At 31.4% G+C, this 23,284-nt stretch carries 23 protein-coding genes; 10 read left to right on the top strand and 13 right to left on the bottom strand.

Annotated features, from left to right (window positions below):
* Positions 1-305: 305 nt before the first annotated feature.
* Complete coding sequence (locus tag LG45_RS13890; RefSeq protein ID WP_035128160.1) at positions 306-1,325, top strand: sensor histidine kinase; 1,020 nt, start codon at positions 306-308, stop codon at positions 1,323-1,325.
* Positions 1,306-2,073, top strand: a complete 768-nt coding sequence (locus LG45_RS13885; protein ID WP_035128158.1) for a LytR/AlgR family response regulator transcription factor — start codon at positions 1,306-1,308, stop codon at positions 2,071-2,073. The genes LG45_RS13890 and LG45_RS13885 overlap by 20 nt, the downstream gene beginning before the upstream one ends.
* Before the next feature lie 49 nt (positions 2,074-2,122).
* Here the strand turns inward: LG45_RS13885 and LG45_RS13880 are convergent, their stop codons facing one another.
* On the bottom strand, positions 2,123-2,569 hold the full coding sequence (locus LG45_RS13880; protein ID WP_035128156.1) for a hypothetical protein: 447 nt from the start codon (positions 2,567-2,569) through the stop codon (positions 2,123-2,125).
* A 27-nt stretch (positions 2,570-2,596) separates the two neighbouring features.
* Positions 2,597-3,370, bottom strand: a complete 774-nt coding sequence (locus LG45_RS13875; RefSeq protein ID WP_052087603.1) for a DUF1223 domain-containing protein — start codon at positions 3,368-3,370, stop codon at positions 2,597-2,599.
* 347 nt (positions 3,371-3,717) lie between these two features.
* Here LG45_RS13875 and LG45_RS13870 point away from each other — a divergent pair, with 347 nt between their 5' ends.
* The 3 genes from LG45_RS13870 (at position 3,718) to LG45_RS13860 (ending at position 4,967) form a co-directional block, all read left to right on the top strand.
* On the top strand, positions 3,718-3,951 hold the full coding sequence (locus tag LG45_RS13870; protein ID WP_035128155.1) for a hypothetical protein: 234 nt from the start codon (positions 3,718-3,720) through the stop codon (positions 3,949-3,951).
* Positions 3,952-4,031: 80 nt separating this feature from the next.
* The gene (locus tag LG45_RS13865; protein ID WP_035128153.1) at positions 4,032-4,295 is read left to right on the top strand and encodes a DUF2024 family protein; all 264 of its coding nucleotides are present in this window, start codon (positions 4,032-4,034) and stop codon (positions 4,293-4,295) included.
* Between the two features lie 69 nt (positions 4,296-4,364).
* Positions 4,365-4,967 (top strand): MarR family winged helix-turn-helix transcriptional regulator, encoded by a 603-nt coding sequence (locus LG45_RS13860; RefSeq protein ID WP_035128152.1) that lies wholly within the window; start codon positions 4,365-4,367, stop codon positions 4,965-4,967.
* Positions 4,968-5,036: 69 nt separating this feature from the next.
* Here the strand turns inward: LG45_RS13860 and LG45_RS13855 are convergent, their stop codons facing one another.
* The 10 genes from LG45_RS13855 to LG45_RS13810 all read right to left on the bottom strand — a co-directional run bounded on the left by LG45_RS13855 (position 5,037) and on the right by LG45_RS13810 (position 17,580).
* Entirely contained in the window at positions 5,037-5,438 is a 402-nt protein-coding gene (locus LG45_RS13855) for a hypothetical protein (protein WP_035128150.1), read from the bottom strand.
* A gap of 402 nt (positions 5,439-5,840) precedes the next feature.
* On the bottom strand, positions 5,841-6,704 hold the full coding sequence (locus tag LG45_RS13850) for a T9SS type A sorting domain-containing protein (RefSeq protein WP_035128148.1): 864 nt from the start codon (positions 6,702-6,704) through the stop codon (positions 5,841-5,843).
* A gap of 127 nt (positions 6,705-6,831) precedes the next feature.
* On the bottom strand, positions 6,832-8,511 hold the full coding sequence (locus tag LG45_RS13845) for a tetratricopeptide repeat protein (protein WP_165570810.1): 1,680 nt from the start codon (positions 8,509-8,511) through the stop codon (positions 6,832-6,834).
* A 103-nt stretch (positions 8,512-8,614) separates the two neighbouring features.
* The gene (locus tag LG45_RS13840) at positions 8,615-9,622 is read right to left on the bottom strand and encodes an LLM class flavin-dependent oxidoreductase (protein WP_035128144.1); all 1,008 of its coding nucleotides are present in this window, start codon (positions 9,620-9,622) and stop codon (positions 8,615-8,617) included.
* 87 nt (positions 9,623-9,709) lie between these two features.
* A complete protein-coding gene (locus LG45_RS13835) occupies positions 9,710-10,624 on the bottom strand; it encodes a lysophospholipid acyltransferase family protein (RefSeq protein ID WP_035128142.1) in 915 nt (304 codons plus the stop codon).
* A gap of 28 nt (positions 10,625-10,652) precedes the next feature.
* On the bottom strand, positions 10,653-10,844 hold the full coding sequence (locus LG45_RS13830; RefSeq protein ID WP_035128140.1) for a hypothetical protein: 192 nt from the start codon (positions 10,842-10,844) through the stop codon (positions 10,653-10,655).
* 77 nt (positions 10,845-10,921) lie between these two features.
* Positions 10,922-12,334 carry an efflux transporter outer membrane subunit gene (locus LG45_RS13825; protein ID WP_035128138.1) on the bottom strand — a complete coding sequence of 471 codons (1,413 nt, stop codon included), beginning with the start codon at positions 12,332-12,334 and terminating at the stop codon, positions 10,922-10,924.
* Between the two features lie 134 nt (positions 12,335-12,468).
* The gene (locus LG45_RS13820; RefSeq protein WP_035128136.1) at positions 12,469-15,642 is read right to left on the bottom strand and encodes an efflux RND transporter permease subunit; all 3,174 of its coding nucleotides are present in this window, start codon (positions 15,640-15,642) and stop codon (positions 12,469-12,471) included.
* A gap of 24 nt (positions 15,643-15,666) precedes the next feature.
* Positions 15,667-16,797, bottom strand: coding sequence for an efflux RND transporter periplasmic adaptor subunit (locus LG45_RS13815; protein ID WP_035128134.1), 1,131 nt, complete (start codon positions 16,795-16,797; stop codon positions 15,667-15,669).
* A 204-nt stretch (positions 16,798-17,001) separates the two neighbouring features.
* The gene (locus LG45_RS13810) at positions 17,002-17,580 is read right to left on the bottom strand and encodes a TetR/AcrR family transcriptional regulator (RefSeq protein ID WP_035128132.1); all 579 of its coding nucleotides are present in this window, start codon (positions 17,578-17,580) and stop codon (positions 17,002-17,004) included.
* 197 nt (positions 17,581-17,777) lie between these two features.
* On the opposite strand from LG45_RS13810, the gene LG45_RS13805 reads away from it, so the two are divergent.
* Positions 17,778-18,260 carry a DNA-deoxyinosine glycosylase gene (locus LG45_RS13805; RefSeq protein WP_035128130.1) on the top strand — a complete coding sequence of 161 codons (483 nt, stop codon included), beginning with the start codon at positions 17,778-17,780 and terminating at the stop codon, positions 18,258-18,260.
* Between the two features lie 28 nt (positions 18,261-18,288).
* Here the strand turns inward: LG45_RS13805 and LG45_RS13800 are convergent, their stop codons facing one another.
* On the bottom strand, positions 18,289-19,704 hold the full coding sequence (locus LG45_RS13800) for an MATE family efflux transporter (RefSeq protein ID WP_052087602.1): 1,416 nt from the start codon (positions 19,702-19,704) through the stop codon (positions 18,289-18,291).
* Positions 19,705-19,876: 172 nt separating this feature from the next.
* Here LG45_RS13800 and LG45_RS13795 point away from each other — a divergent pair, with 172 nt between their 5' ends.
* The 4 genes from LG45_RS13795 (at position 19,877) to pepT (ending at position 23,107) form a co-directional block, all read left to right on the top strand.
* Complete coding sequence (locus LG45_RS13795) at positions 19,877-20,593, top strand: 3-ketoacyl-ACP reductase (protein ID WP_035128128.1); 717 nt, start codon at positions 19,877-19,879, stop codon at positions 20,591-20,593.
* Between the two features lie 126 nt (positions 20,594-20,719).
* Positions 20,720-21,328 (top strand): YkgJ family cysteine cluster protein, encoded by a 609-nt coding sequence (locus LG45_RS13790; protein ID WP_035128127.1) that lies wholly within the window; start codon positions 20,720-20,722, stop codon positions 21,326-21,328.
* Between the two features lie 51 nt (positions 21,329-21,379).
* Entirely contained in the window at positions 21,380-21,748 is a 369-nt protein-coding gene (locus LG45_RS13785) for a VOC family protein (protein ID WP_035128125.1), read from the top strand.
* Positions 21,749-21,838: 90 nt separating this feature from the next.
* A complete protein-coding gene (gene pepT, locus LG45_RS13780; protein ID WP_035128123.1) occupies positions 21,839-23,107 on the top strand; it encodes a peptidase T in 1,269 nt (422 codons plus the stop codon).
* Positions 23,108-23,284 lie beyond the last annotated feature (177 nt).

Raw genomic sequence — 23,284 nt, 5'->3', positions numbered from 1 at the left:
AATACATAATTGAATTCTATGTTAAATCATAGAGGAATTCAATTACAGTAGCATTTTATATAACTAATTATTAATAGAATAGCGATAAAAAGAAAGTATTATAGTTAGGTTTAAGTTGGTGGTTGCCTGGCATTGTGATATGAGAATTACGTGCCAGGCTTTTTTTGCCATACTAATTTATGAGATAATTGTTACTTAATAAATATTTAGAGCATCATTTTGATGTCCATACTAGCGAATTTGAAATTGAAATAATTGGATTTTCATACATATAAACTTATCTTTGATAGACAATATTTAAACAAATGAAAGAAAATGAAAAAGGATTTATAGTTTCTTGGCGTATTATTTGGGGTAGCTCAATTGTACTAGGGATTCTTGCGTCAATTCCAAAATTATTTGATTTAAATTATACAATTAAAGATGTACTAGTAAATTCGTCTATTACAATATTATTTTCACTTTTTATCTGGTACTATAATATTTATGCTTTACCTAAATTTACAACTAATAAAAATGATAAAAGTTTTCTAAATACAAAACTACTTTTAAGCGTTTTTATGGGAATGGCAGTTATGATTATCCTAGTAATTGCACATCAGGAACTATTTCTCGCTTCACAAATGGATGCGCCCATCATGTTTGAATTACGTGGTGTTTTAATCAACTTGATTATTTACATGTTTTTACATTTATTGTTTCAAAACTATCGCGCTCAAAAGATTTCAATTGAATTGGAACGAACGATATCGGTTAATTTAGGTGCACAATACGAACTTTTAAAACAACAAGTAAATCCGCATTTTTTGTTCAATAGTCTCAACACTTTAAAGTCAATGGTTGAAATGCAAGATCCTAATAGTGCCGATTTTATTCTAAAATTATCCGATTTTTATCGTTTTACATTAGAAAGCCGGAAAATGGATTTGATTTCTTTACAAGAGGAATTACAAATTTTAGATTCGTATATTTATCTGTTAAAAGCACGTTTTGAAGAAGGTTTTGTAGTTACTAACGAAATAAACAAAAAGGATTATAATGCTAAAATTCCGCCATTTACATTACAACTGCTAATAGAAAATAGCATCAAACACAATGTTGTTTCTTTAGATAAACCACTTCTAATAAAATTATATACACAAAATAATTTTGTAATAGTAGAAAATCCAATCCAACTTAAAAAAGGTACATTATCAACAGGTGTGGGACTTGATAATATTAATCGAAGATTTCTACATCTTCTTGATAATGAAATTAATATAGAGAAAACGGAAACTATTTTTAAAGTAAAAATACCCTTAATTTATGACAATAGTACTAATTGAAGATGAAATAAAAACAGCAAAAGCACTCGGACAACTCATTCTAAGTATTAGACCAGATGCTCAAATTTTGTCGTACATTCAAAGTATTGATGGCGCGGTAAATTATTTGACAGAAAACGATCAGCCCGATCTTATTTTTATGGATATTCAACTTGCTGATGGACTTTGCTTCGAAATTTTTAAAAATGTTGAGGTAGTTTCTCCTGTAATTTTCTGCACTGCTTTCGATGATTATGCTATTGAAGCGTTCAAATCTAACGGAATTGATTATATCCTTAAACCATTTTCTAGAGAAGATATTGCTAATGCAATCAAGAAAGCTGGAGAATTAAAAAATTTCTTTCAACGCAATAAGAAAAACCTACCCGACTTTGACTTTCTGTTAACGCGAAACGGAGAACATACCGGAAAAAGAAGTTTTCTTGTATTTAAAAACAATAAATATTCTACTATCCCAACAGATAATATTGCGTATTTTTTTATAAAATATGATACTCCAACAATAATGACTTTTGACAAAATAGAATATCCGATTACCCAATCGCTAGATGAAGTTAGTAAACTAGTATCCTCTAGTCTTTTCTTTAGAGTCAACAGACAATATCTTGTGAATTTTTCTGCAATTAAAGAAGCCGAACATTATTTTTCACGCAAACTATTGCTAAAATTATCGGTACCAACTGAAGAAAAATTACTGGTTGGAAAAGAAAAAGTTACTGCTTTTTTACATTGGTTAGAAAACAGATAATAAAAAAAACTTACTGTAAACAGCATCCGATTATAACTACTAAATTTTATTACTGATTTAAATTTGATTTTAAAGAAGTAATAAATGCAATTCGTTTAGTGATAAATTCTTTTTTAGAAACTTCTTCGGCAATTTTTTTAGTAGATTGATATTTGACAATTAATTTACTATTTATCGATGCTTCCATAGTTATAGTTTCAATATCGTGAAGCTTACTTTTACTCACTAAATCAAGTCCTAAAGCGCTTTGATCGTCAATAGAAGTAACCAATTTAAAAATGGCCCCAGATTGTGCAACGTGTTTTTTGTCATTTAAAATTGAGAAAGCTTTATCGTTGCCATAAAGTACCGATACTGTTCTGTCTTTACTATTAAAATAATAGGTTAGTTCTTTAAGATTACCCGGATCAAATAGTGCTTTGATAGGTAAAGCCATTTCTAAAATACAGGCAACTACCACTAGTAAACCTGTTACTACTAAAATAATTTTTTTCATAATAATTGTGATAAAATGTTATTAATATTAATTGGATTTTGCTGCAGCAGTAATTTTTCCGTTTTTATTGTCTTGTATAAATGAAATTACTTCCCATTCTTTTTCAGTATAGTTTTGAGGTTTTTCTACGACCACTTTTCCTGACTTTTTATTCAATGCGATGCCTTTTATTTGACGAACAACTTGCACATGATTTAAAAAAGCACGATTATTTTCTCCTCCTGTAACTATTGATGATGCAACTTTTTGAACAACAGCAATAATCAAATTGGAGTTTTTATTCTCTTTAGTTTTATAATTTACTATTAAGGAGTCTTTTGTTTCATTTAATATAAATTGTAAATCATTGCTTGGCTCACTTTTGAGACCTTCGGCAACTAAACTGTAAAGTTTTCTACCATCATCACCTCCAAATTCAGTCGAACCATTTATAACAAATTGAGGGGTATAAATTAAACTTCTGTTCATCCATTGTGAGTATTGCTCTTGACGTTTGGTATATTTTTCATCACTAAAAGAATCTTTCCATTGCTCGTTATCCCAGTAGTCAATATGAAAAGCCAATAAATAGATATTTTTCCCTTGAGCTTCTTTTTGCATTTTAGATAAAAGTTCATCTGCTGGAGGACAACTTGAGCAACCTTCTGAAGTAAATAATTCTACTACCGCAAAGCCATCAGTTTGTGCTTGATTCAAATAGGGTTTCCCTAACCAATCTCTATTGGGAAAAAAATAGTAATAACAAGAAAAGCCCACAATTAGTAGTAAAATTAGCAATGCTTTTTTTTCATTCTTATTCATAATTATTGTCTTTAAATATTAAAGCTAGTTTTAAATAATCTGCTTTATTTTCATCAAAGGTAGATGAGTGAAGTGCCTCTGAAAAGACAAAAAAGGTTAACCATCCTAATTTCAAGTTGAAGTGGACATTTATTCTATTTAAAAATTTGTTAGCCAAAAAGTATTTGAGCTCTGATCATATTTAATTCTTATGAGATAAATGATTATTCAAAACTTTTAAATTAATTAAAATGTTAAAAAAGAATTAAAAACAAAAAAAAATATTATTTAGTTAGGATAACTAACTATATTTGCAATGTGTTTACAAACACAAAATCAAATAATTAATACATTTAAAAAAAACTATTATGAGTAAATCAATTTTCTATCACGCAGGTTGTCCAGTTTGCATAAGTGCAGAACACGACGTTATTGACTTAATTGGACGTTCAAATGTTGAAATCGTTCATCTCGGAAACGACAAATCAAGAATTGAAGAAGCTGTAAAAGCAGGTTTAAAATCGGTTCCAGCATTGGTAACTCCAAAAGGAACCGTTTTACACATCAACTTTGGTGCTTCTATGGAAGAAGTTATCGGTTAAGAATACTAAAAAATCCCTTTTAAAACATTTTAACAGGGATTTTTACATTAAAAATAAAAAATATAAAAAAAATAAATAATATGAAAGTAGCAGTTTGGGATACTTATGTAACTCGCAAAGACGGAAAACTAATGCATTTTGATATTCTAGTAGATGAAAATTTGAAAGATGAAAACCAAATTTTCGAATATGGAAAAAAGTATTTAAAAAGTATTTTACAAGAAGGACAAAATTTAACTTCAAAAGAATGCACTTTTTGTCATATAGATAAAGTACCAGAAGAAATTGAGCAAAAAATAGTAAACAATGGCTATGCCATTATTGAAATGGAAAATTGTTATTAATTTTTAATTAGGATTACTAACTTTGCAAACCGAGAGTACTTTACTTTCGGTTTATTCTTTTATAAAATTATGGAAAGTGTTTATAATTTAAAAAATCAAAATTCAAATCTCGACTATAAAATTGTTGCAGGTTTAGATCGTATCTCTCAAGTTTTTAAAACATTGCTTTTGGATAAATCCAAAAGCTACAATTTGAGTCCTATTCAAATTCAAGTTTTAATTTTTATTGCCTATCATAGTATCGAGAAGACTACGGTTAGTTACTTGTCGAATGAATTTAATTTGACCAAACCTACCATAAGCGACACCATTAAAACGCTTGAACAAAAAAAATACATCAAGAAACATATTGACCAAAAAGATACTCGAAGTTACACTATTGAATTAACAGAAAGTGGCAAACAAATCGTTTTAGAAACTGAAAATTTTGTAAATCCGTTAACAGAAATCATTTCAAATACGGATCAAAATGATAAATTAGTTTTATGGCAAAACATCACAACTATCATTCAACAATTAAATGAATTAAAAATAATAAGTATTCAACGAACTTGTGTCAAATGCAAATTTTATTCAGAAAACAATAAAGAATCTTTTTGCAGTTTATTAAATCAGAACCTAAAAAACGACAACATAAGAATTGATTGCGAAGAATTTGAAATAAAAAAATAGTTTTTTACCTTTCTATAAAAACAAAAAACACCGACTTATGTCGGTGTTTTTATTAAAAAGCATTTACGTTTAGCTAATTACAATAGTTTGTGTAATAAACTCGGTAGCTGATTTTTTAAATTTAAGAATGTAAGTTCCAGCAGCTGTTGCTTTAAATTTGTAAACCATACTTCTTGTAGTTGGTTGCGTACAAATTTTAGAACTATCATACTTAACTTGAACCTCAATTGTTTTTGTGTTTCCTGTAGTAGTTTCAATAGTTTTTTCAAACTCTCCACACTCGCCTTCTACTGCGAATGTAACATTAAGTAAAACATCTTTGTTGACTTCACCTGTTTCAGGTCCGGCAACTTCAGTTACAAATTCTGTTTTTGAAACAGTTGAGTTTCCATTGTCATCATCAGAGCATGACACAAATGCTGTTGCGGTAAACAATACTAGAGCAACAACATGCAATTTTAGCTTTTTCATAGCAATTAAATATTTAAATTATTTATACTAAAGAGTAAATAAAACCAATTTGGTTGCTTTAATTCGTTGTTAAACAAATGTTAAAAATATAAGTATATTCTTAGTTATCTGTAAATCAAAAAGTTGAATGGAAATGAAATGTAAAAACCAAAAAACAACCATTATTAATCAAAGAAAATTTATAATTAAATGAAGAATAAATGAGAGAAAATACTTTGTAAAGCTTTGAAATTGTTACCATCTTCAGCATTTATATTTTTTTTAATGGCAACAATTTTAAAAAATATTTTTTTTAAATTATAAACTTCTAAATAATATAAAGTAAAAAGTTATGGCAAAAAAAAACCCAAAAGAAAGTACTCTTTTGGGCGTAAACAGAAAATAATTAACTCACTTCATTTTTTACTGTTTAACTAGTTTGTGTGTTGTTTTTTGGTTTTCACCAACAAGCTCAAGAACATAAACTCCGTTCGCAAGCGATTCAATAGAAATAATAGTTTGTACATCAGTAATTCTACCTTTTAAAATAGATTTGCCCATCATATCAACAATGTTGTAATTGTCAAAAACACCTAAATTAGAATTTATGTTAATCATTGTTGTAGCAGGATTAGGATAAACAACTGCGCTTTGCTGATTTGGATTATCTATTCCTAAATTACAATCATAATTTGCAATCACATCAACTCCAAATGTGTTGCTTGAATTATTAGGGCAAAAAGATGGTGCAGCAATTACTTCATAAAGTCCAGGTTCAGTTATTGTATAAATTGGATTTGTTGCATCAGTAATTGCAACTCCATCTTTATACCATTGAATATTTACACTAAAAGGTGGATTATTAATAGAAATATCAAAAGAACCTCCTTGACATAATAAAATAGAAGATGAGTTAGGATCAAAAGAGGCATAATCATTTAACTCAAATTGTGTGAATAATGATGTCCAATTCCAGCTATCAATTTGGATGGTATTCGATTCATAACTTGTACCATCAATTACCGCAACAACTTTAAAAAGTGACTGATCATAAGTGTACCAATCATAAGTAAAAGTTGATGACGTAGCACCATCGATTGCAACAAATTCATCTTCAGTAAACCAAAATTTAGAATACCATTGATAACTATCATAAGTTTGATTTGTTACAGATGCTGTTCCATCGGTCCACGGACACAGCATTAATTCACCTTCGATAACTGGCGCTTGAGCAAAAGCATTTAAGCTAACAAATAATAGTAATAACTTTAGTAATTTCTTTTTCATGACAATAAATTTTAAATTAATATTTTTTTATTGTAAAGTAAATACCAAAATAAAGTAAACCACCACAAAATAGTGATACATCTTGTGACAAGACGTGTGACATTGTGTGACGGTTTAGAAAGTTAATTTATTTTATTTGAGACAAATAGCTGAATAACGTTACGTTTTGATCTAATTGTAGTTTTTTAATTAGTCGTTCTTTGCGTTTTCTACAGCTAACAGGCGAGATATTTAAAAGTGAAGCAATCTCTTTGGTATTCAAGTTTAAATATATGAAGGATAAAAATCTAATATCATTTGCATTTAACCAATCGTGTTTGTTTTTTAAAGCAACGATAAAATCATTATTGACATTTTCAAAGTGTGACATAAAATCGTCCCATTTAGAATCTTCTTTTAAATGCGATTTTAAATCTCTAACCGTTTTGAGCAAGTTATCGGTAACTTCAATTTTGGTATCCGTAGTAATTTTTTCGATTACTTCTTCAATTAATTCATTTCTGGTAGATTGAAATAAAATTTTATCAGATAATAATTTGTTCTTATCCTCAATTTCTTTCTTTAACAAAATCTCATTTTCTTTTTGTTTTTCTGACTCCAATAATGCTAAAAGTTCCTTTTGCTCTAACTCACTTTTAAGCAACTGACTGTTTTTCTTTTCTTGATCTAATTGTAAATTTTTAATCTTCAAAAGATTATCAGATATTATTTTTTTTTGATTAAGTAATTGATTTCGTTTAAAATAAAATCCAAACAAACTCAATAGTGAAAGCAATAAAATGACTATAAATAACAAATACATTCTTTTATGATTTGCTGTATTAGTTTTACTAAAATTTAGTTCGTTTTGTGATTTAGACAATTCAAATCTCAATGAAGTATTTTCTAATAATTCTTTATTGTTAGATTCGTTAATGATTTTTGTTAAAACAATAATAGAATCTTTAGATGCAATAGCTTTATCGGGTTGGTTTAAACTAAGAGCAACTTGAGATTTTAACTCATAAAATCGAATTTTAGTTTCCTTATTATCAGTTCCTTTTATACCGTTTTCAATATAAATCATTGACTTATTCCATAATTTACCTATATAAAAAGCTTTTGATAATAAATAGTGTAGTTCTGATTTTTCTTCATGATAATCTTTTGTAGAAGCCTCTTTCAAAAGTAAAATACTACTCGTAATTACCTCAGAAATTTTTCCTTTTTCTAATTTAAGATAATTCTCAATAGTTCTTGCATTTAATAATACTTGAGGCTCATTTTTAAGTTCTGGAATTGCTATAGTGATGTATTCTTGAGCTTCAGCATATTCTTTAGCATCCAATTTTAATTGAGCCAAATTGGTAGCATAAAGACCAATTCTTGTAGTAATATTATTTCTTTTGGCCGTTTCAAACGATTTAATAAAATACTCTTCAGCTTTGTCTTTTTTACCATCTTTAATATAAACAATTGCAATATTATTGAGAACAGTCATCTCATTTACAGGACTTTTATTGATAATAGCAGTTTCGTACGCATCCAATAAATGAATCAATGCATTACCATAATCCATCATCTTATAATGGGTAAGACCTAAATTATTAGATGATAAAAAAAGTTGATTTGGTAATTTTTCTTTCTCAGCAATAGCTTTGGCTGAAGTAAGATTTTCGATGGCATAAGCATATTTTAAATTCTTCATACCATCAACACCACGCCTAATTTTTTCATTACAAACAATAGAATCTTGTGCTGAAGAACTTGTGAAAAAAAATATAAATCCCAGTAAATAAATAAATTTATAGAAAATTGGCTCTTTCAATTTTTTAATTTTTTTTTGAGGCCAAAGATAGTTAATATTGAACATGGAATTCTAGTACTTTAACAACATTAAGCCTTTTAAATTTTATCCATTATATCTAAAATTAGATAGCATTAATTTCATCCATAACTTCCTTCCCTATTTTTATACTTTTCAATTTATCTGAGTGATTGTAAATCGGACTTGTTATCATAAGCTCATCGATTTGAGTGAAATCAATAAATCTTTTTAGTTCTTTAACTAAATGCTGTTTGTCGCCAATAAAAGAGCATGCTGTCATTTGATCTACATGAAAACGCTCAGTTTCATTCATAAGACCATTCAAAGATGCTACTGGTGGTTGAAGAGGTTGTCTGTTATTTTGGATTAAATTTAAAAACATTCGATACAAACTCGTTGATAAAACCTCTGCTTCTTCGTTGGTATCAGCTGCAATTAAATTCACACATGCTATAGTTTTGGGTTCAGAAAGATACTCCGAAGGCTCAAAATTTTCTCTATAAAATTCAAATGCTTGAACCATTTGTTTAGGCGCAAAATGTCCTGCAAAAGCATACGGCAAACCATAAGCTGCAGCCAAAGCGGCACTATCCATGCTTGAACCTAAAATCCAAATGGGAACTTTTAAACCTTCGGCTGGAAATGCTCTAACAGGCGAAGTGCTGTTTTTTTCAGAAAAATAAGTTTGTAATGCAGATACATTTTTTGGAAACTGCTGTGATTCTTCATAAAAATCTTTTCTGATGGCTTGTGCAGTTAATCCGTCTGTTCCTGGCGCTCGTCCTAATCCTAAATCTATTCTATTAGGATAAAGTGTTTCTAAAGTTCCAAATTGTTCAGCGATTATTAAAGGCGAATGATTGGGCAACATAATTCCGCCCGAACCAACGCGGATATTTTTGGTTTCACCAGCAATAAATCCGATTAAAACCACTGTTGCTGTACTTGCAACATGTGCCATATTGTGATGTTCCGCAAGCCAAAATCGGTTATAACCTAAAGCATCGGCAGCTTGAGCAATTTCTTTGGTTTTTTGAAGTGTTTGACTAGTATTGCTTCCTTTTGAAACGATAGCCAATTCGAGTATTGATATTGGAATATTTTTTGACATTTTTATTTTGAATCTTTTATGTAAAATTAATTTATTAAGACGACTTGAAATTCTAAAAGCACTAACTTTAACAGAACAATAAGTGTACTATAATTTGTGATTTGAATATAATTGCAACTCTAATGATTTATCAATCCAACGTCTTTTATATTCGATTTTATATTTATGTTTCCAACGTTTATGGCTCCAAAGGTAATTTTCGGGATTGGCTTTTATAGCATTTTCAAGTTTCTTGGTAAAAATACTCGTAACCCTTCCAATACTATATTCTTCTGAAAAATCGAAAATTGGTGTTAATACAAATTTATAATGTCCTCTTTTTTCTCGAATGATTTTTGCGAAAAGAGTTGGCGTTTTGTGAGAAGCCGTATATAATTCTGAACCACTAATAAAAGCGGTTGGTTGTGATAAAAAGGAAGTCCAAAAACTTCTTATTGGTTTATTAGGATTTTGATCGGCTACTAATATTAAAACATGCTGTTTATCTTTATATGCCTCCATTTCATGCTTCATTTTCTTTGAAGAAACCATTTTAGATCCAAAACGACTTCTTATTTTAAGCATCAAATTATTAAACGAATTGTTCCTCAATGGTTTATATGCTACAGCAATATTAGTATTTTTAAAAGTCGAACCAACATGCGCATTTGCCCATTCCCAATTAAATTGATGTCCGAGATAAATATGACAATTCTGATTTTCTGCTAAAATTTTCTCTAGTTCAGAATAATCGGCAGTTATGTGTGATTGCAATTCTTTTTCGGATATCGATAGTAGTTTTACTGTTTCTATAAAATTATCACAGAAGTTTTTATAAAATTGTTTTTCAATGGAAATCCGCTCCTTTTTATCCAAATTAGGGAATGATTTTTCTATGTTTTCGCTTACAACTTTACGTCTGTATTTAAAAACATGATACAATAAATAGGCGCAAAAATCAGACAAAAGATATAAAATCTGCAACGGAATTAGCGAAATTGGATATAATAAAAAGGTTATCATTTTTATGTAATTTGTTAATCTTTACTAATTAATTCGCAAATACTTTGTCGATATCAATCAATTGAAAATTTAGTTTATGATTCAAATCAAATTCTGTGTTTTGATTTGGAATTGTTTCTTTTTGAGTTTCTTCTGAAATTTCAGTTTTGAAAAGATCATTAGTTGTACATTTTCTTTTTCCAAAAAAAGAGAAGTTATTAGAGCAGTTTTCGTTTTTCATTTTTTTGATTATTTTAATTTATATGATGTTACATGATTTTTGTAACATCATATAAATAAGATTAGTTATATTTTAAATTATTCCCATCCGCCGCCTAAAGCACGGTACAATTCTACATTGGCAACAAGTCGGTCTTTTTTAATTGAAGCCAATTCTAGTTCGGCTTGCAAAAGATTACTTTGTGCAATAATTACTTCTAGATAATTTGCCATTCCGTTTTTGAAAAGCATGTTAGCGTTTATAATTGATTTTTTTAAAGTTTCAACACGCTCATTGGCAATTGCATATTCTTTTTCTTGTTTATCAATTTTAACTAACGCATTCGAAACTTCTCCAACAGCAACTAAAACCGTCTGCTTGAATCGCAAAACCGATTGTTCTCTTGCAACTTTAGCAATTTCGTAGCGTGTTTTTAGTTTTTTACCATTTAAAAGTGGCGCAACCAATCCGCCTGTAACCGAACCAAATAATGATGCAGGAATATTGAACCAATTATTGAATTCAAATGAATTTACGCCAGTAAAAGCGGTGATATTTAGTGATGGATATAAACTCGCTTTGGCAATTCCGACTTGTGCATTGGCGATTTTTAATTCCAATTCAGCACTTTTCACATCAGGTCTTTTACTAAGCAATTGCGACGGAATTCCAGCAGAAAGATTGTCTTTTACAATCAAGTTATTCAGTAAACTTTGTCTCTTCTGCGCTTCGGGAAAAGTACCAGTTAAAACACTCAACGCATTCTCCTGAATTTGAATATTCTTCTCCAGTTCTGGAATAAGTTGTGCAGAAATTAATCGTTGTGCTTCGGTTTGTTGCTTTGCCAATAAATTTACTTGTCCAGCTTCATACTGAAGGTTTACAACAAATAATGTACTGTCGTTTAAAACCAAAGTTTTCTTAGCAATTTCAAGTTGCGCATCAAGCATCAGCAAATCATAAAATCCGTTAGAAACAGTTGCAACTATAGAAGTTTGCAATGCTTTTTTGGCTTCGGTTGTTTGCATATAAGTGGCTAAAGCACTTTTCTTTTGGTTTTTAATTTTACCCCAAATATCAGCTTCCCAAGACAAATTCAATCCTGCAGAAAAATCTTCAAGGTGATTTTTTCCAAGAAATTGACTGGTACTTAATCCGTTAAGACTGTTTTCAGAAAGTCTAGTAGTAGTCGCATTTGCATAAGCATTTACTTGCGGAACATTACCCCATTTGGCTTGCTTGTATTGCAAATTGGCTATCGTAATATTCTTTTCAGCTATTTGCAGATTGTTATTTTTTGCCAAAGCGACATCTATTAATTCTACCAAATCGGTTTCTGAGAAAAACGATTTCCATTTGATATCGGCTATATTCGTTGTATCACTTTCTGAAGAATTTCTGAAATTTTCAGGAAGTTCTATTTTAGAATTATCTTGAGAAAAAGCCGTTAATCCCGTTATCAGTAGCACGAATACAGCAGACTTCTTTATATATTTATTTATATGATTCATTTTGATGATTTTAATTTGTTTTAAATATCATTTTTATATTTCGGGAAGGAGAAATTCTACTATTTTACAGAATTTCTGTTATGCAATCTCTCCTTCGTCGAAATAACAAAATGGGAATTTTTACTTATGATAGATTATTCTTTAGAATGTTTTTCGTTATTCAAAACTGCCAATGGTTTTCCAGTTACTTTTTCTTGTAAATATTGGAATACAATGAACAATACCGGAATAATAAATATTCCCAAAAGAACTCCAGATACCATTCCTCCTGCTGCACCAATACTAATAGAATGGTTACCTAAAGCCGATGGTCCAGTAGCACGCATCATCGGAATTAATCCAACAACAAAGGCAAATGAGGTCATGATAATTGGACGCAAACGTAATTTTGCTGCTTCCAAGGAAGATGCCAAAAGTGATTTTCCAGCGCGTCGTCGTTGAATGGCATATTCTACAATAAGTATGGCATTTTTGGCGAGTAATCCAATAAGCATTATTAAAGCAACTTGAACGTAAATATTGTTTTCAATTCCTGCAAAACCAATCGCTACAAATACTCCAAATATTCCTGTTGGAATCGATAATATTACCGCTGCTGGAAGAATATAACTTTCATATTGCGCTGCTAATAAGAAGAATACAAACAACAAACTCAATCCAAAAATAACTGCTGACTGTCCAGACGAAGTAATTTCTTCTTTAGTTAAACCCGAAAATTCTATGGTATATCCTTTTGGTAATTGGGTTTCAGCCACTTCTTGAACCGCTTTAATTGCAGCGCCAGAACTAAACCCAGGTTTAGCAATGGCATTGACACTAATCGAATTAAAAAGATTGTATCGCGACGCTGTTTCCGAACCTAAAATTGGTTTTAATTTTACTAATGTAGCAACTGGAACCATTTCGCCTTGACGGTTTTTTACAAACACACCGTTTAATGATTCGGGTTTGTTTCTCGCTTCGGCTTCGGCTTGAACTACAACTCTGTAATATTTTCCAAATCGATTAAAATCAGATGCTTGCGAACTACCAAAATAGGCTTGCATCGTTTGAAGAATATCGCTAACATTTACACCAAGTTGTTCGGCTTTTACATCATCAACTTCCATTTCTAACTGCGGATAATCGGCTTTGAAACTCGTAAATGCAACAGCAATTTCCTTTCGTTTCATCAATTCACCAATAAACTGTGTGCTAATACCACTGAATTTGCTAATGCTTCCTCCTGTTTTATCTTTCAGTACAATATCCAAACCATCAACATTATTGAATCCGGGAACGGTTGGGAAAGTAAATACAAAGAAATTTGCGCCTTTAATGTTGCTCAATCTACCTCTAACATCGTTCATAATATCATTAATATCGGTCAATTCACCGCGCTCTTTGGCAGGTTTCAGCAAGATAAAAATTACACCAGCCGATGGACTGCTTGATTGTGTAAGCAAATTAAATCCTGAAAGTACATTCAATGTTTTTTGCGAAGGCAATGTTCCTAATGTTTTTTCAACTTCGGTCATTGTAGTTTTAGTTCTTTCTAAAGAAGCTCCAGCTGGCATCGACATAGAAATAGCAATAAAACCTTGATCTTCTGACGGAATAAAACCTGTTGGCGTGGTTTTCACCAAATAGAATGTACCTAAAACTACTACAGCCAAGCCGCCAAGACTAATCCACTTATTTTTGATTAAAAACTGAAGACTTTTAACATATTTGGTCGTTAATTTATCAAATCCAGTGTTGAAACCAATGAAGAATTTTTCTTTAAAGTTTTTAGGCTTTTCTGGTTCACCATGTACATTATCGTGAGGAACATCTTTTAAGAATAACGCTGCCAAAGCTGGACTCAATGTTAAAGCATTTACAGCAGAAATCACGATGGCAATGGCTAATGTAAAAGCAAATTGTCTATAAAAAACACCTGTCGAACCTTCCATAAATCCTACAGGAAGAAATACCGCCGACATTACTAATGTTATCGAAATAATCGCTCCTGTGATTTCACTCATGGCAGATGTTGTAGCGGCTTTGGCAGACAACTTTTTGCTGTGCATTTTCTCATGAACTGCCTCGACGACGACGATAGCATCATCGACTACAATTCCGATGGCGAGAACTAATGCGAATAACGTTAAAAGATTGATTGAAAATCCGAATACTTGCATGAAAAAGAACGTTCCTAAAATAGAAACTGGAACTGCAATGGCCGGAATTAATGTCGCTCTAAAATCTTGCAAGAATAAGAAAACAACTATAAATACCAAGATAAAAGCTTCAATCAAAGTAGACTTTACTTGTGCAATAGATAAGTCTAAAGAATCTTTCGTATTATACAAAATTAAATGTTTTACATCTTTTGGAAAATCCTTCGATGCCTTGTTCATCATTTCTTTAATGGCAATTTGAACATCACTAGAATTGGAACCTGGTAATTGATAAATTGCGATATTCAAACCTGCTTTTCCATCAATTCGTGTGCTACTTGAATACGTGTACGAACCCAATTCGATTCGAGCAACGTCTTTCAATCGCAACACAGAACCATCAGAATTTGAACGAATTACAATGTTTTCATATTGTTCTGGCTTGTTTAGTTTTCCTTTATATTTTAATACATATTCGAATGCTTCATTACTACTTTCTCCGAATCTTCCTGGTGCAGCTTCTAAGTTTTTATCTTGAATGGCGCCCATAACTTCTTTTGGAGTAAGGTTATAATTAGCCATTTTTGCAGGATTCAACCACACGCGAAGTGAGTAATCTTTACTTCCTCCAAAAATTAATGCTTGACCAACTCCTGGAATTCTCTTTAAATCGGGAATAATATTTATCTGAGCATAATTGGCAAGAAACGTTTGATCGTATTGCTTTTCATTTTCGGATAATAAATCGACTACCATCAACAAACTATTTTGTTGTTTCGTGGTAGAAATTCCAGCTTGAACCACTTCTTGTGGCAATTGACTTGTAGCTTGTGAAACTCTATTCTGAACATTTACTGCTGCTTGATCGGGATTGGTACCCAATTTAAAGTTAACTGTAATAACCAATGAACCATCGTTACTGGCTGTTGAACTCATGTAACTCATATTTTCAACACCATTAATTGCTTCTTCCAAAGATGGTGCAACCGAACGTAAAACTGTTTCAGCATTGGCTCCAGGATAAAGTGCCACAACTTGAACTGCTGGTGGCGCAATATCTGGAAATTGTTGTAACGGAAGTGATGTTAATCCTATAACTCCGAGGATAACAGTAAGTATAGCGATGACCGTTGACAGTACTGGTCTGTCAATAAATTTTTGTAACATATTGATTGTTTGTTAGTTATTGAATTATAATTTGGCTACTACTTTCTTAGTATTTTCTGGAATAATAGTCGCGCCATCAGGTAGATTTTCAAAACCTTTTAGTACAATTCGGTCACCTGTTTTGATACCTTCTTTTACTAAATAATTTGTACCACTTTTTCCTGAAACTTGAATGGGTTGTCTTGCAATAGTGTTCTTTTTATCAACAAGAACTACATACAACTTGTCTTGAATTTCAATAGTTGCTTCTTGCGGAATTACAATTGAATTATCGTGTTGAATACTAATTTTAACCTTACCTGTATTTCCCGATCGTAGCAGTCCATTAGCATTTGGAAACTTTGCCCTCAGCGTAATTGCTCCTGTTGTTTTGTCAAATTGTCCATCGACCATATCCACTTTTCCTGTTTGAGAATAGATAGAATTATCCGATAAAACCAAAGAAACTGGTGGCAAATTTTTCAACTTGTCATTGATAGTTGTTCCTTGATAATTAGATTTAAAGTTGATAAAATCATTTTCACCCAAAGAGAAATAAGCATATACTTCTTTAGTATCTGAAAGTCTGGTTAATGCTTCCGGATCGTTTTGACTAATTAAACTTCCTTGTTTTTTTGGCAATCTGCCAATGTAACCGCTTACTGGCGCTTTTATCAAAGTATAGTTTACATTGATTTGTGCTGCTTCAACTGCTGCTCTATTTTGGGCAACATTTGCTTTGGCGATACTAACATTTGCTTTAGCCGTTTTCAATTGATAGTCAGAAACTACTTTGTTTTGAACCAAAGGCGTTAGTTTTTCAACCTCAAGTTGGGCGTTGATTAAAGCAGCTTGAGCAGCATTCAAACTAGCAGAAGCATTATTCAATTGTTGACGATACGGATTGTCGTTGATTTTGAATAAAGGCTGACCTTGATTTACAAAAACGCCTTCATCTACATAAATCTTGTCTAAAGTTCCGTTTACTTGCGGACGAATTTCTACATCGTTTTTACCTTGAATGGCTACTGGAAATTCTGTTTCTGTTGCAGCAGTTTCATACGCGATGTTTAAAACAGGTAATGTTGCTGGCGCGCTTGCTGGTGCACCTTCGTTTTTATTAGCACAACCTACTAAAAGTAAAGCGATTATGCTTAAAGAAATAATTGTTTTCATGATTGGATTGGATTTAAATTAATGTTAAGTTTTGGTTATTATTCTGAAACAATCGTTCCAGAATTATACGTGTTTATTGGTAATTTAATGCTTATTGAAATTATTTATATTGAAACAAACGTTCCAGATAATATATTGATTTGTAGCAAACTAGATTTAAAATTCTGAACTAATCGTTCCAGAATTAGTGTTAAAAAAAAGGAGCTAACGTGTAATTTGTTTAATAAGGTATTCGGACATTTTTTTAATACGAATTGGATTTCTATCTAAAATATAGGATTGTTTCCAACCAGTAAATGATGTCATAATGTATTCTGCCATCAAAATTGCATCTTCAGAACCATCTAACTCTTTATCATCGATGGCTTTTTGAACTACTTCTGCCAAAAATTGAAGAAAGATTTCATTATTTTGGCTCATTAGTTTTCTTACTTCATTATCTTCAGGAGCAATTTCAAAAACGGTTTTTATTCCTAAACAACCTTTTTCGCAATCAACAATCCAACTTGCTTTATCGGTAATGATATTGATAAGTGCTTGTTTTGCAGATGTTTCTTTGGCAACTTTTTCTTTTATTTCAAGCATCGCATTATCGAAATAACTGCTGATACATTTCATAAAAAGTTGATGTTTATCGCCAATAGTGTTGTAAATACTGCTTCTGTTAATTTGCATGGCATCAACAAGATCTTGCATAGAAGTTGCCTGATAGCCTTTTTCCCAAAAGACGTTCATTGCTTTATCTATGATTTCACACTCGTTAAATTCGACAGTACGTGCCATTGCTTTTTTAAATTATGGGACAAAGATATAAATATATTGAAACAGTCGTTCCAGAATTAACAAATATTTTTAAATATTTTTTAAAATTCTGGTAAAATCAACAATTGAGCATTAAATAAAAAATAAATAAAAGATGTTTTTAAAAGCATATTTCCTACATTTGAAACATAAACTATTTGAAAAATAATAACTTTTTCATGATAAAATATTCATTTAAACCTATTTCAAATAAAGATGCTACTATTTTAATTTTGGGTACAATGCCAGGTGAACAATCTATTTTATTAGATCAATACTATGGACATTCGCGCAACAATTTCTGGAAGTTACTATTTACTATTTTTGAGACGCCATTTTCTGAAGATTATGAAAATAGAAAAGCGCTAATTTTAAACAATAATATTGCATTATGGGATGTTTTGCAAGTTTGCGAAAGACAAGGAAGCCTTGATAGTGCTATAAAAAATGAGGTCATTAATGACTTTGAATATTTTCTAAAAAACCATCCCAAAATCAATCATATATTCTTCAACGGACAAAAAGCGGCTAGTTTCTTTAAGAAATATGTTTCCTTAGAAAAGGACTACCCAACTACTATTTTACCATCTACAAGTCCGGCAAATGCAGGCAAAACATTTGAAGAAAAGCTCTCAGAGTGGAAAAAAATTAAAATTTCTTGAAATAATCTGCTCGTAATTTGCTGAAAAGCTATACCTCAACAGCTTTCCATTTTCCTTTTTTAAAGAAATAAAAAGCTAGAAATGCTAAAACTGTTTCTGCTGTAGGAATTGCAATAAAGGCACCAAGTGGTCCCATTTTAAAATGAACTGCAAGCAACCAAGCCAATGGAATTTGTATCATCCAAAAGCAAAAAATATTAATCCAAGTTGGGGTTTTGGTATCGCCTGCTCCATTTAGCGATTGGATCATTACCATTCCGATTCCGTAGAAAATAAATCCGAATCCCATTATTCTCAATGCTTGAACTCCGTAATCGGCAATTATTTTATTTGAAGTATAAAAACTAATAATTGTTTCTGGAAGAAAAACAAATAATAGAGAAACAAATCCCATAAAAATCACTGTATATCTTGTGGTAAGAAAAACACTTTGTTCTGCTCTATCGGTTTGCTTTGCACCTAGATTTTGACCAACTAATGTTGCTGCAGCATTACTAAATCCCCAAGCTGGAAGAATAAAAAATACCACATTTCTAATAGCTATTTGATAACCAGCGCTCGCATCAGTGCTTCCTGTAATTGATACTATATAAGTTAGTACAATCCAACTGCCGCTTTGGATAAAAAACTGCAACATCGCAGGAGTTGCAATACTTAATAATGATTTTATGATTTCAAAATTGGGTTTAAAATACTGTTGAAGAATTTTAATGGTTCTATCTTTTAAAAATAAATGGTAACATTGATAAAATACGCCAGTAGTTCGTCCAATAGCAGTTGCAATTGCAGCACCTGTTAGTCCAAGTTCTGGAAAAGGTCCGACACCATAGATGAGAAACGGACACAGAAAAATATTGATAATACTAGCGATCCATAGACTTCGCATTGCCATTGCAGCATCGCCAGCACCACGAAAAATTCCGTTAATTAAAAACAATAAAATAATTGCTGGACTACTTGCGAAAATAATTCTAGAAAACATCGCGCCTTCATCAATCACTTCTTGCCTTGCTCCCATTAGTCCTAGAATATTTGGCGCAAAAATATAGCCTAAAATAGCCACAATTATGGATACAAATAATGAAACAATAATGGCTTGCGCACCAGATTTTGAAGCTCCAATAACATCTTTTTCACCAATTCGACGAGAAACTATTGCTGTTGCACCAACACTTAAACCAATTCCGATTGTGTAAACTAATGAAATTACGGCTTCTGTTAAACCAACAGTTGCAACAGCAACATCGGCATTGGGCAAATGACCCACAAAATAAATGTCAACTACTGCAAAAATAGACTCCAAACTCAATTCTAAGATCATTGGAATAGCCAATAAAACAATAGCAACTTTTACGTTTCCTTGTGTGTAATCGTGCTCTTCTCCTTTGATAGATTGTTTTACTAACCTAAAAAAATGTTGTACTTTATCTTTACTGAATGCCATTAGATTTGTTGTTTGAAAAATCAAAAATAGGTTTTTGTTGTTTAAGTTGTTTTATCTCATAGATAATCTTTCAAAAAATTGAGATTACTATTACGCTAATAATCCGTTAAATTTAAGTTTGAATTACTAATCAATAGATTTCAGAATAGTAAATTTGTATAAAAATAAACTCATGGAAAATTTAAAAGGTAAAAAAGCAATTGTTACTGGTGGCGGAAAAGGTTTAGGAAAAGCCACTGCTATTGCTTTCGCAAAAGAAGGAATTGATGTTGCAATTACTGGAAGAAACGAACAAAATCTGCTTAATACTGTAGCAGAACTGAAATCGTATGGTGTAAATGCCATTTATGAACTATTTGATGTAGGAAATCATGTAGAGGTGAAAGTTGGCATTGAACGTATTTTACACCAATTTAAGTCGGTAGATATTTTAGTAAACAATGCCGGAATTGCAGCTTTTGGAAGTTTTTTAGACATGAGTCCAGAGAAATGGAACGCCATTATTCAAACCAATGTAATGGGAATGTATTATGTAACTAAGGAAGTTTTACCTTATTTAATCACTAAAAATGAAGGTGATATCATAAACGTTTCCTCAACTGCTGGAATTACTGGAAATGCAAATACTTCGGCATATTCAGCATCAAAATTTGCTGTAATTGGAATGTCGGAAGCATTGATGAAAGAAGTTAGAAAAAATAATATTCGAGTTTGTACTTTAACGCCAAGCACAATTGCATCTGATATGTCATTAGAATTAGGAATAACTGATGGAAATATTGAGAAAGTATTACAGCCAGAAGATTTTGCTGAACTTATTATTTTAGGACTTAAATTACCACGAAGAGCAATGTTGAAATCGGCTTCGTTGTGGTCAACAAATCCATAAAAAAAACTTAAACCTCATAAATTAAAACTTTGAGGTTTTTTTTTATGTCTTCAAATTTATAAATCTACAATTATAATAGTTAAGATGTAATTTCAACCATTTTCAATAGCCTACCTTACAAAAAAAATGACTTTAGAAAGTAAAGTAGAAAAAGTAGAAATTTTGTTTAAAAAATTAGAACATGAAATTGCGAGTTTTAATTTGAAAGCAAACTTACATTGTCTTTCTAGTTGTGGAAAATGTTGTTCAACACCCAATATAGTTGCAACATCATTAGAATTTTTACCATGGGCTTTCCATTCTTTCCTTGAAGGCAATGCCGAAGAATTACTTGAGGAGCTAAAAAATAAATCATCAGCAATCTGTCACATTTATCGTCCGCTATCATTAGTTGATACCATTAACGGCAAATGTTCAAGCTATAAATATCGCGGTTTAATCTGTAGACTTTTCGGTTATGCCGCAAGTAAAGATCAATATGGTAAAAATCGAATGGCAACTTGTAAATTCATTAAAGAAAATCAACAAGAAAATTTCGATAAAACTTCAGAATTAATCAATAATGGACTTTATGTTCCTATAATTTCCGATTATTACATGAATCTTTCACAAATAAATTTGCAACAAGGAACCACTTTGATTCCAATTAATATCGCATTAAAACTTGCATTAGAAGAAGTCTTGCATTACTATGCCTATCGACCTTTACCTGATGGACTTAAAGAAATCGCTTAATTTTTTTTACTATATTTGGAAGAACAATCAACTGAATAAATTGAAAAAATCATGCAACACAAAGCCAAATCTATTCGTCCTTTTATCGGAAGTGAAAATTTTGAAACTTCACGCAATTTTTACACCGATTTGGGTTTTCAAGAAGTAGTATTAGCACACAATATGTCTCTATTTCAAAACGATACAATTGGTTTTTATCTTCAAGATGCCTTCGTTAAAGATTGGATAGACAATACTATGGTTTTCATGGAAGTTGAAGATGTTGCCGAATTCTGGAATAATCTTGTAGGTTTAAATTTAACTGCAAAATATCCTTCTGCTAAGTTACTTCCTATAAAATCATACGATTGGGGAAAAGAATGTTTTCTTATTGATCCATCGGGAATCTTGTGGCATTTTGGAACGTTTTCTACCAAATAAATTAAAATCAGAATTAACATTTCCTAACTTAAAACCACTAACTCAAAAACAAAATATTCGCTACATTTGTCTTTTACTTAAACCAACATTATGCAACATATTATTGACCGCTTTGTAAGCTACGTTACTATTGATACCGAATCGGATGCCAATTCACCAACAACTCCAAGCACAAAAAAACAATTAGTTCTCGCTAAATTATTAGTTAAAGAATTAAAAGACATCGGTTTAACCGAGGTTACAATCGACAAAAACGGTTACGTAATGGGAACTTTACCAAGTAATGTAGACCATGAAGTTCCAACAATTGGATTCGTTTCTCACTACGATACTTCACCAGATTTTACTGGAAAAGATGTGCAACCGCAAATTATTCCAAACTATGATGGTAAAGATATCGTACTAAACAAAGAGCAAAACATCGTTCTTTCGCCGAGTTATTTCAAAGATTTGTTACTATATAAAGGTCAAACATTAATTACAACCAACGGATTAACACTTCTTGGTGCTGATGACAAAGCCGGTTTAACCGAAATTGTTACGGCTATGGAATATTTAGTCCAACATCCAGAAATTAAACACGGAAAAATTAGAGTCGGATTTACTCCTGATGAAGAAATTGGTCGTGGTGCCGATATTTTTGATGTAGAAAAATTTGGCGCGCAATGGGCTTACACGATGGATGGAAGTCAAATTGGCGAATTAGAATATGAAAATTTTAATGCTGCTGGAGCAAAAATTATCTTTAAAGGAAAAAGCGTTCACCCTGGTTATGCCAAAGGAAAAATGATTAATTCAATGCTTATTGCCAATCATTTTATCAATAAATTACCAAAAAATGAAATTCCGCAAGAGACCAAAGGTTACGAAGGTTTCTTTCATGTAACTGGTTTAACAGGAAGTCTTGAAGAAACCAAATTAGAACTTATCATTCGCGATCACGATGCTAAAAAGTTCAAAAAACGTAAAAAAAGAGTTCAAAAAATTGTCAATGACATCAATAAAAAATTCGCAAAACAATTTGGAGAAGACATTTGCATCGCCGAGATAAAAGACCAATATTACAACATGCGCGAAAAGGTTGAGCCAATGATGTTCATCGTTGATCTTGCTGAAAAAGCAATGAAACAACTCGGAATCAAGCCATTAATAAAACCAATTCGTGGTGGAACAGACGGTTCTCGTTTATCGTACATGGGTTTACCGTGTCCGAATATTTTTGCTGGCGGACACAATTTTCACGGAAAATACGAATACGTTCCAGTAGAAAGTATGCAAAAAGCCGTTGACGTAATTGTAAAAATCGCCGAACTAACAGCAACTACCGATTTTTCTAAAGAAAGTAAGAAAAAGAAATAAATTTATTTGGAGCTAATGGCTTGGTGATTTCTTGGTTTCCGTATTCCTGCTTTTCGTTGCAATTCCCGATGAAAAATCGGGAGATTTCCACTGCAAACGAAGTTCACTGAACTCCGATGAAAATAAACACTATGTGAAGTAATCAGGGCTAGTTAGTAAATGTATTGAATAGATGTC

The sequence above is a fragment of the Flavobacterium aquatile LMG 4008 = ATCC 11947 genome, assembly GCF_000757385.1.
In the GTDB taxonomy this organism is placed as follows: Bacteria; Bacteroidota; Bacteroidia; order Flavobacteriales; family Flavobacteriaceae; genus Flavobacterium; species Flavobacterium aquatile.
The sequence above is the reverse complement of the archived record's forward strand: the minus strand, read 5'-3'. Positions and strand labels throughout refer to the sequence as shown.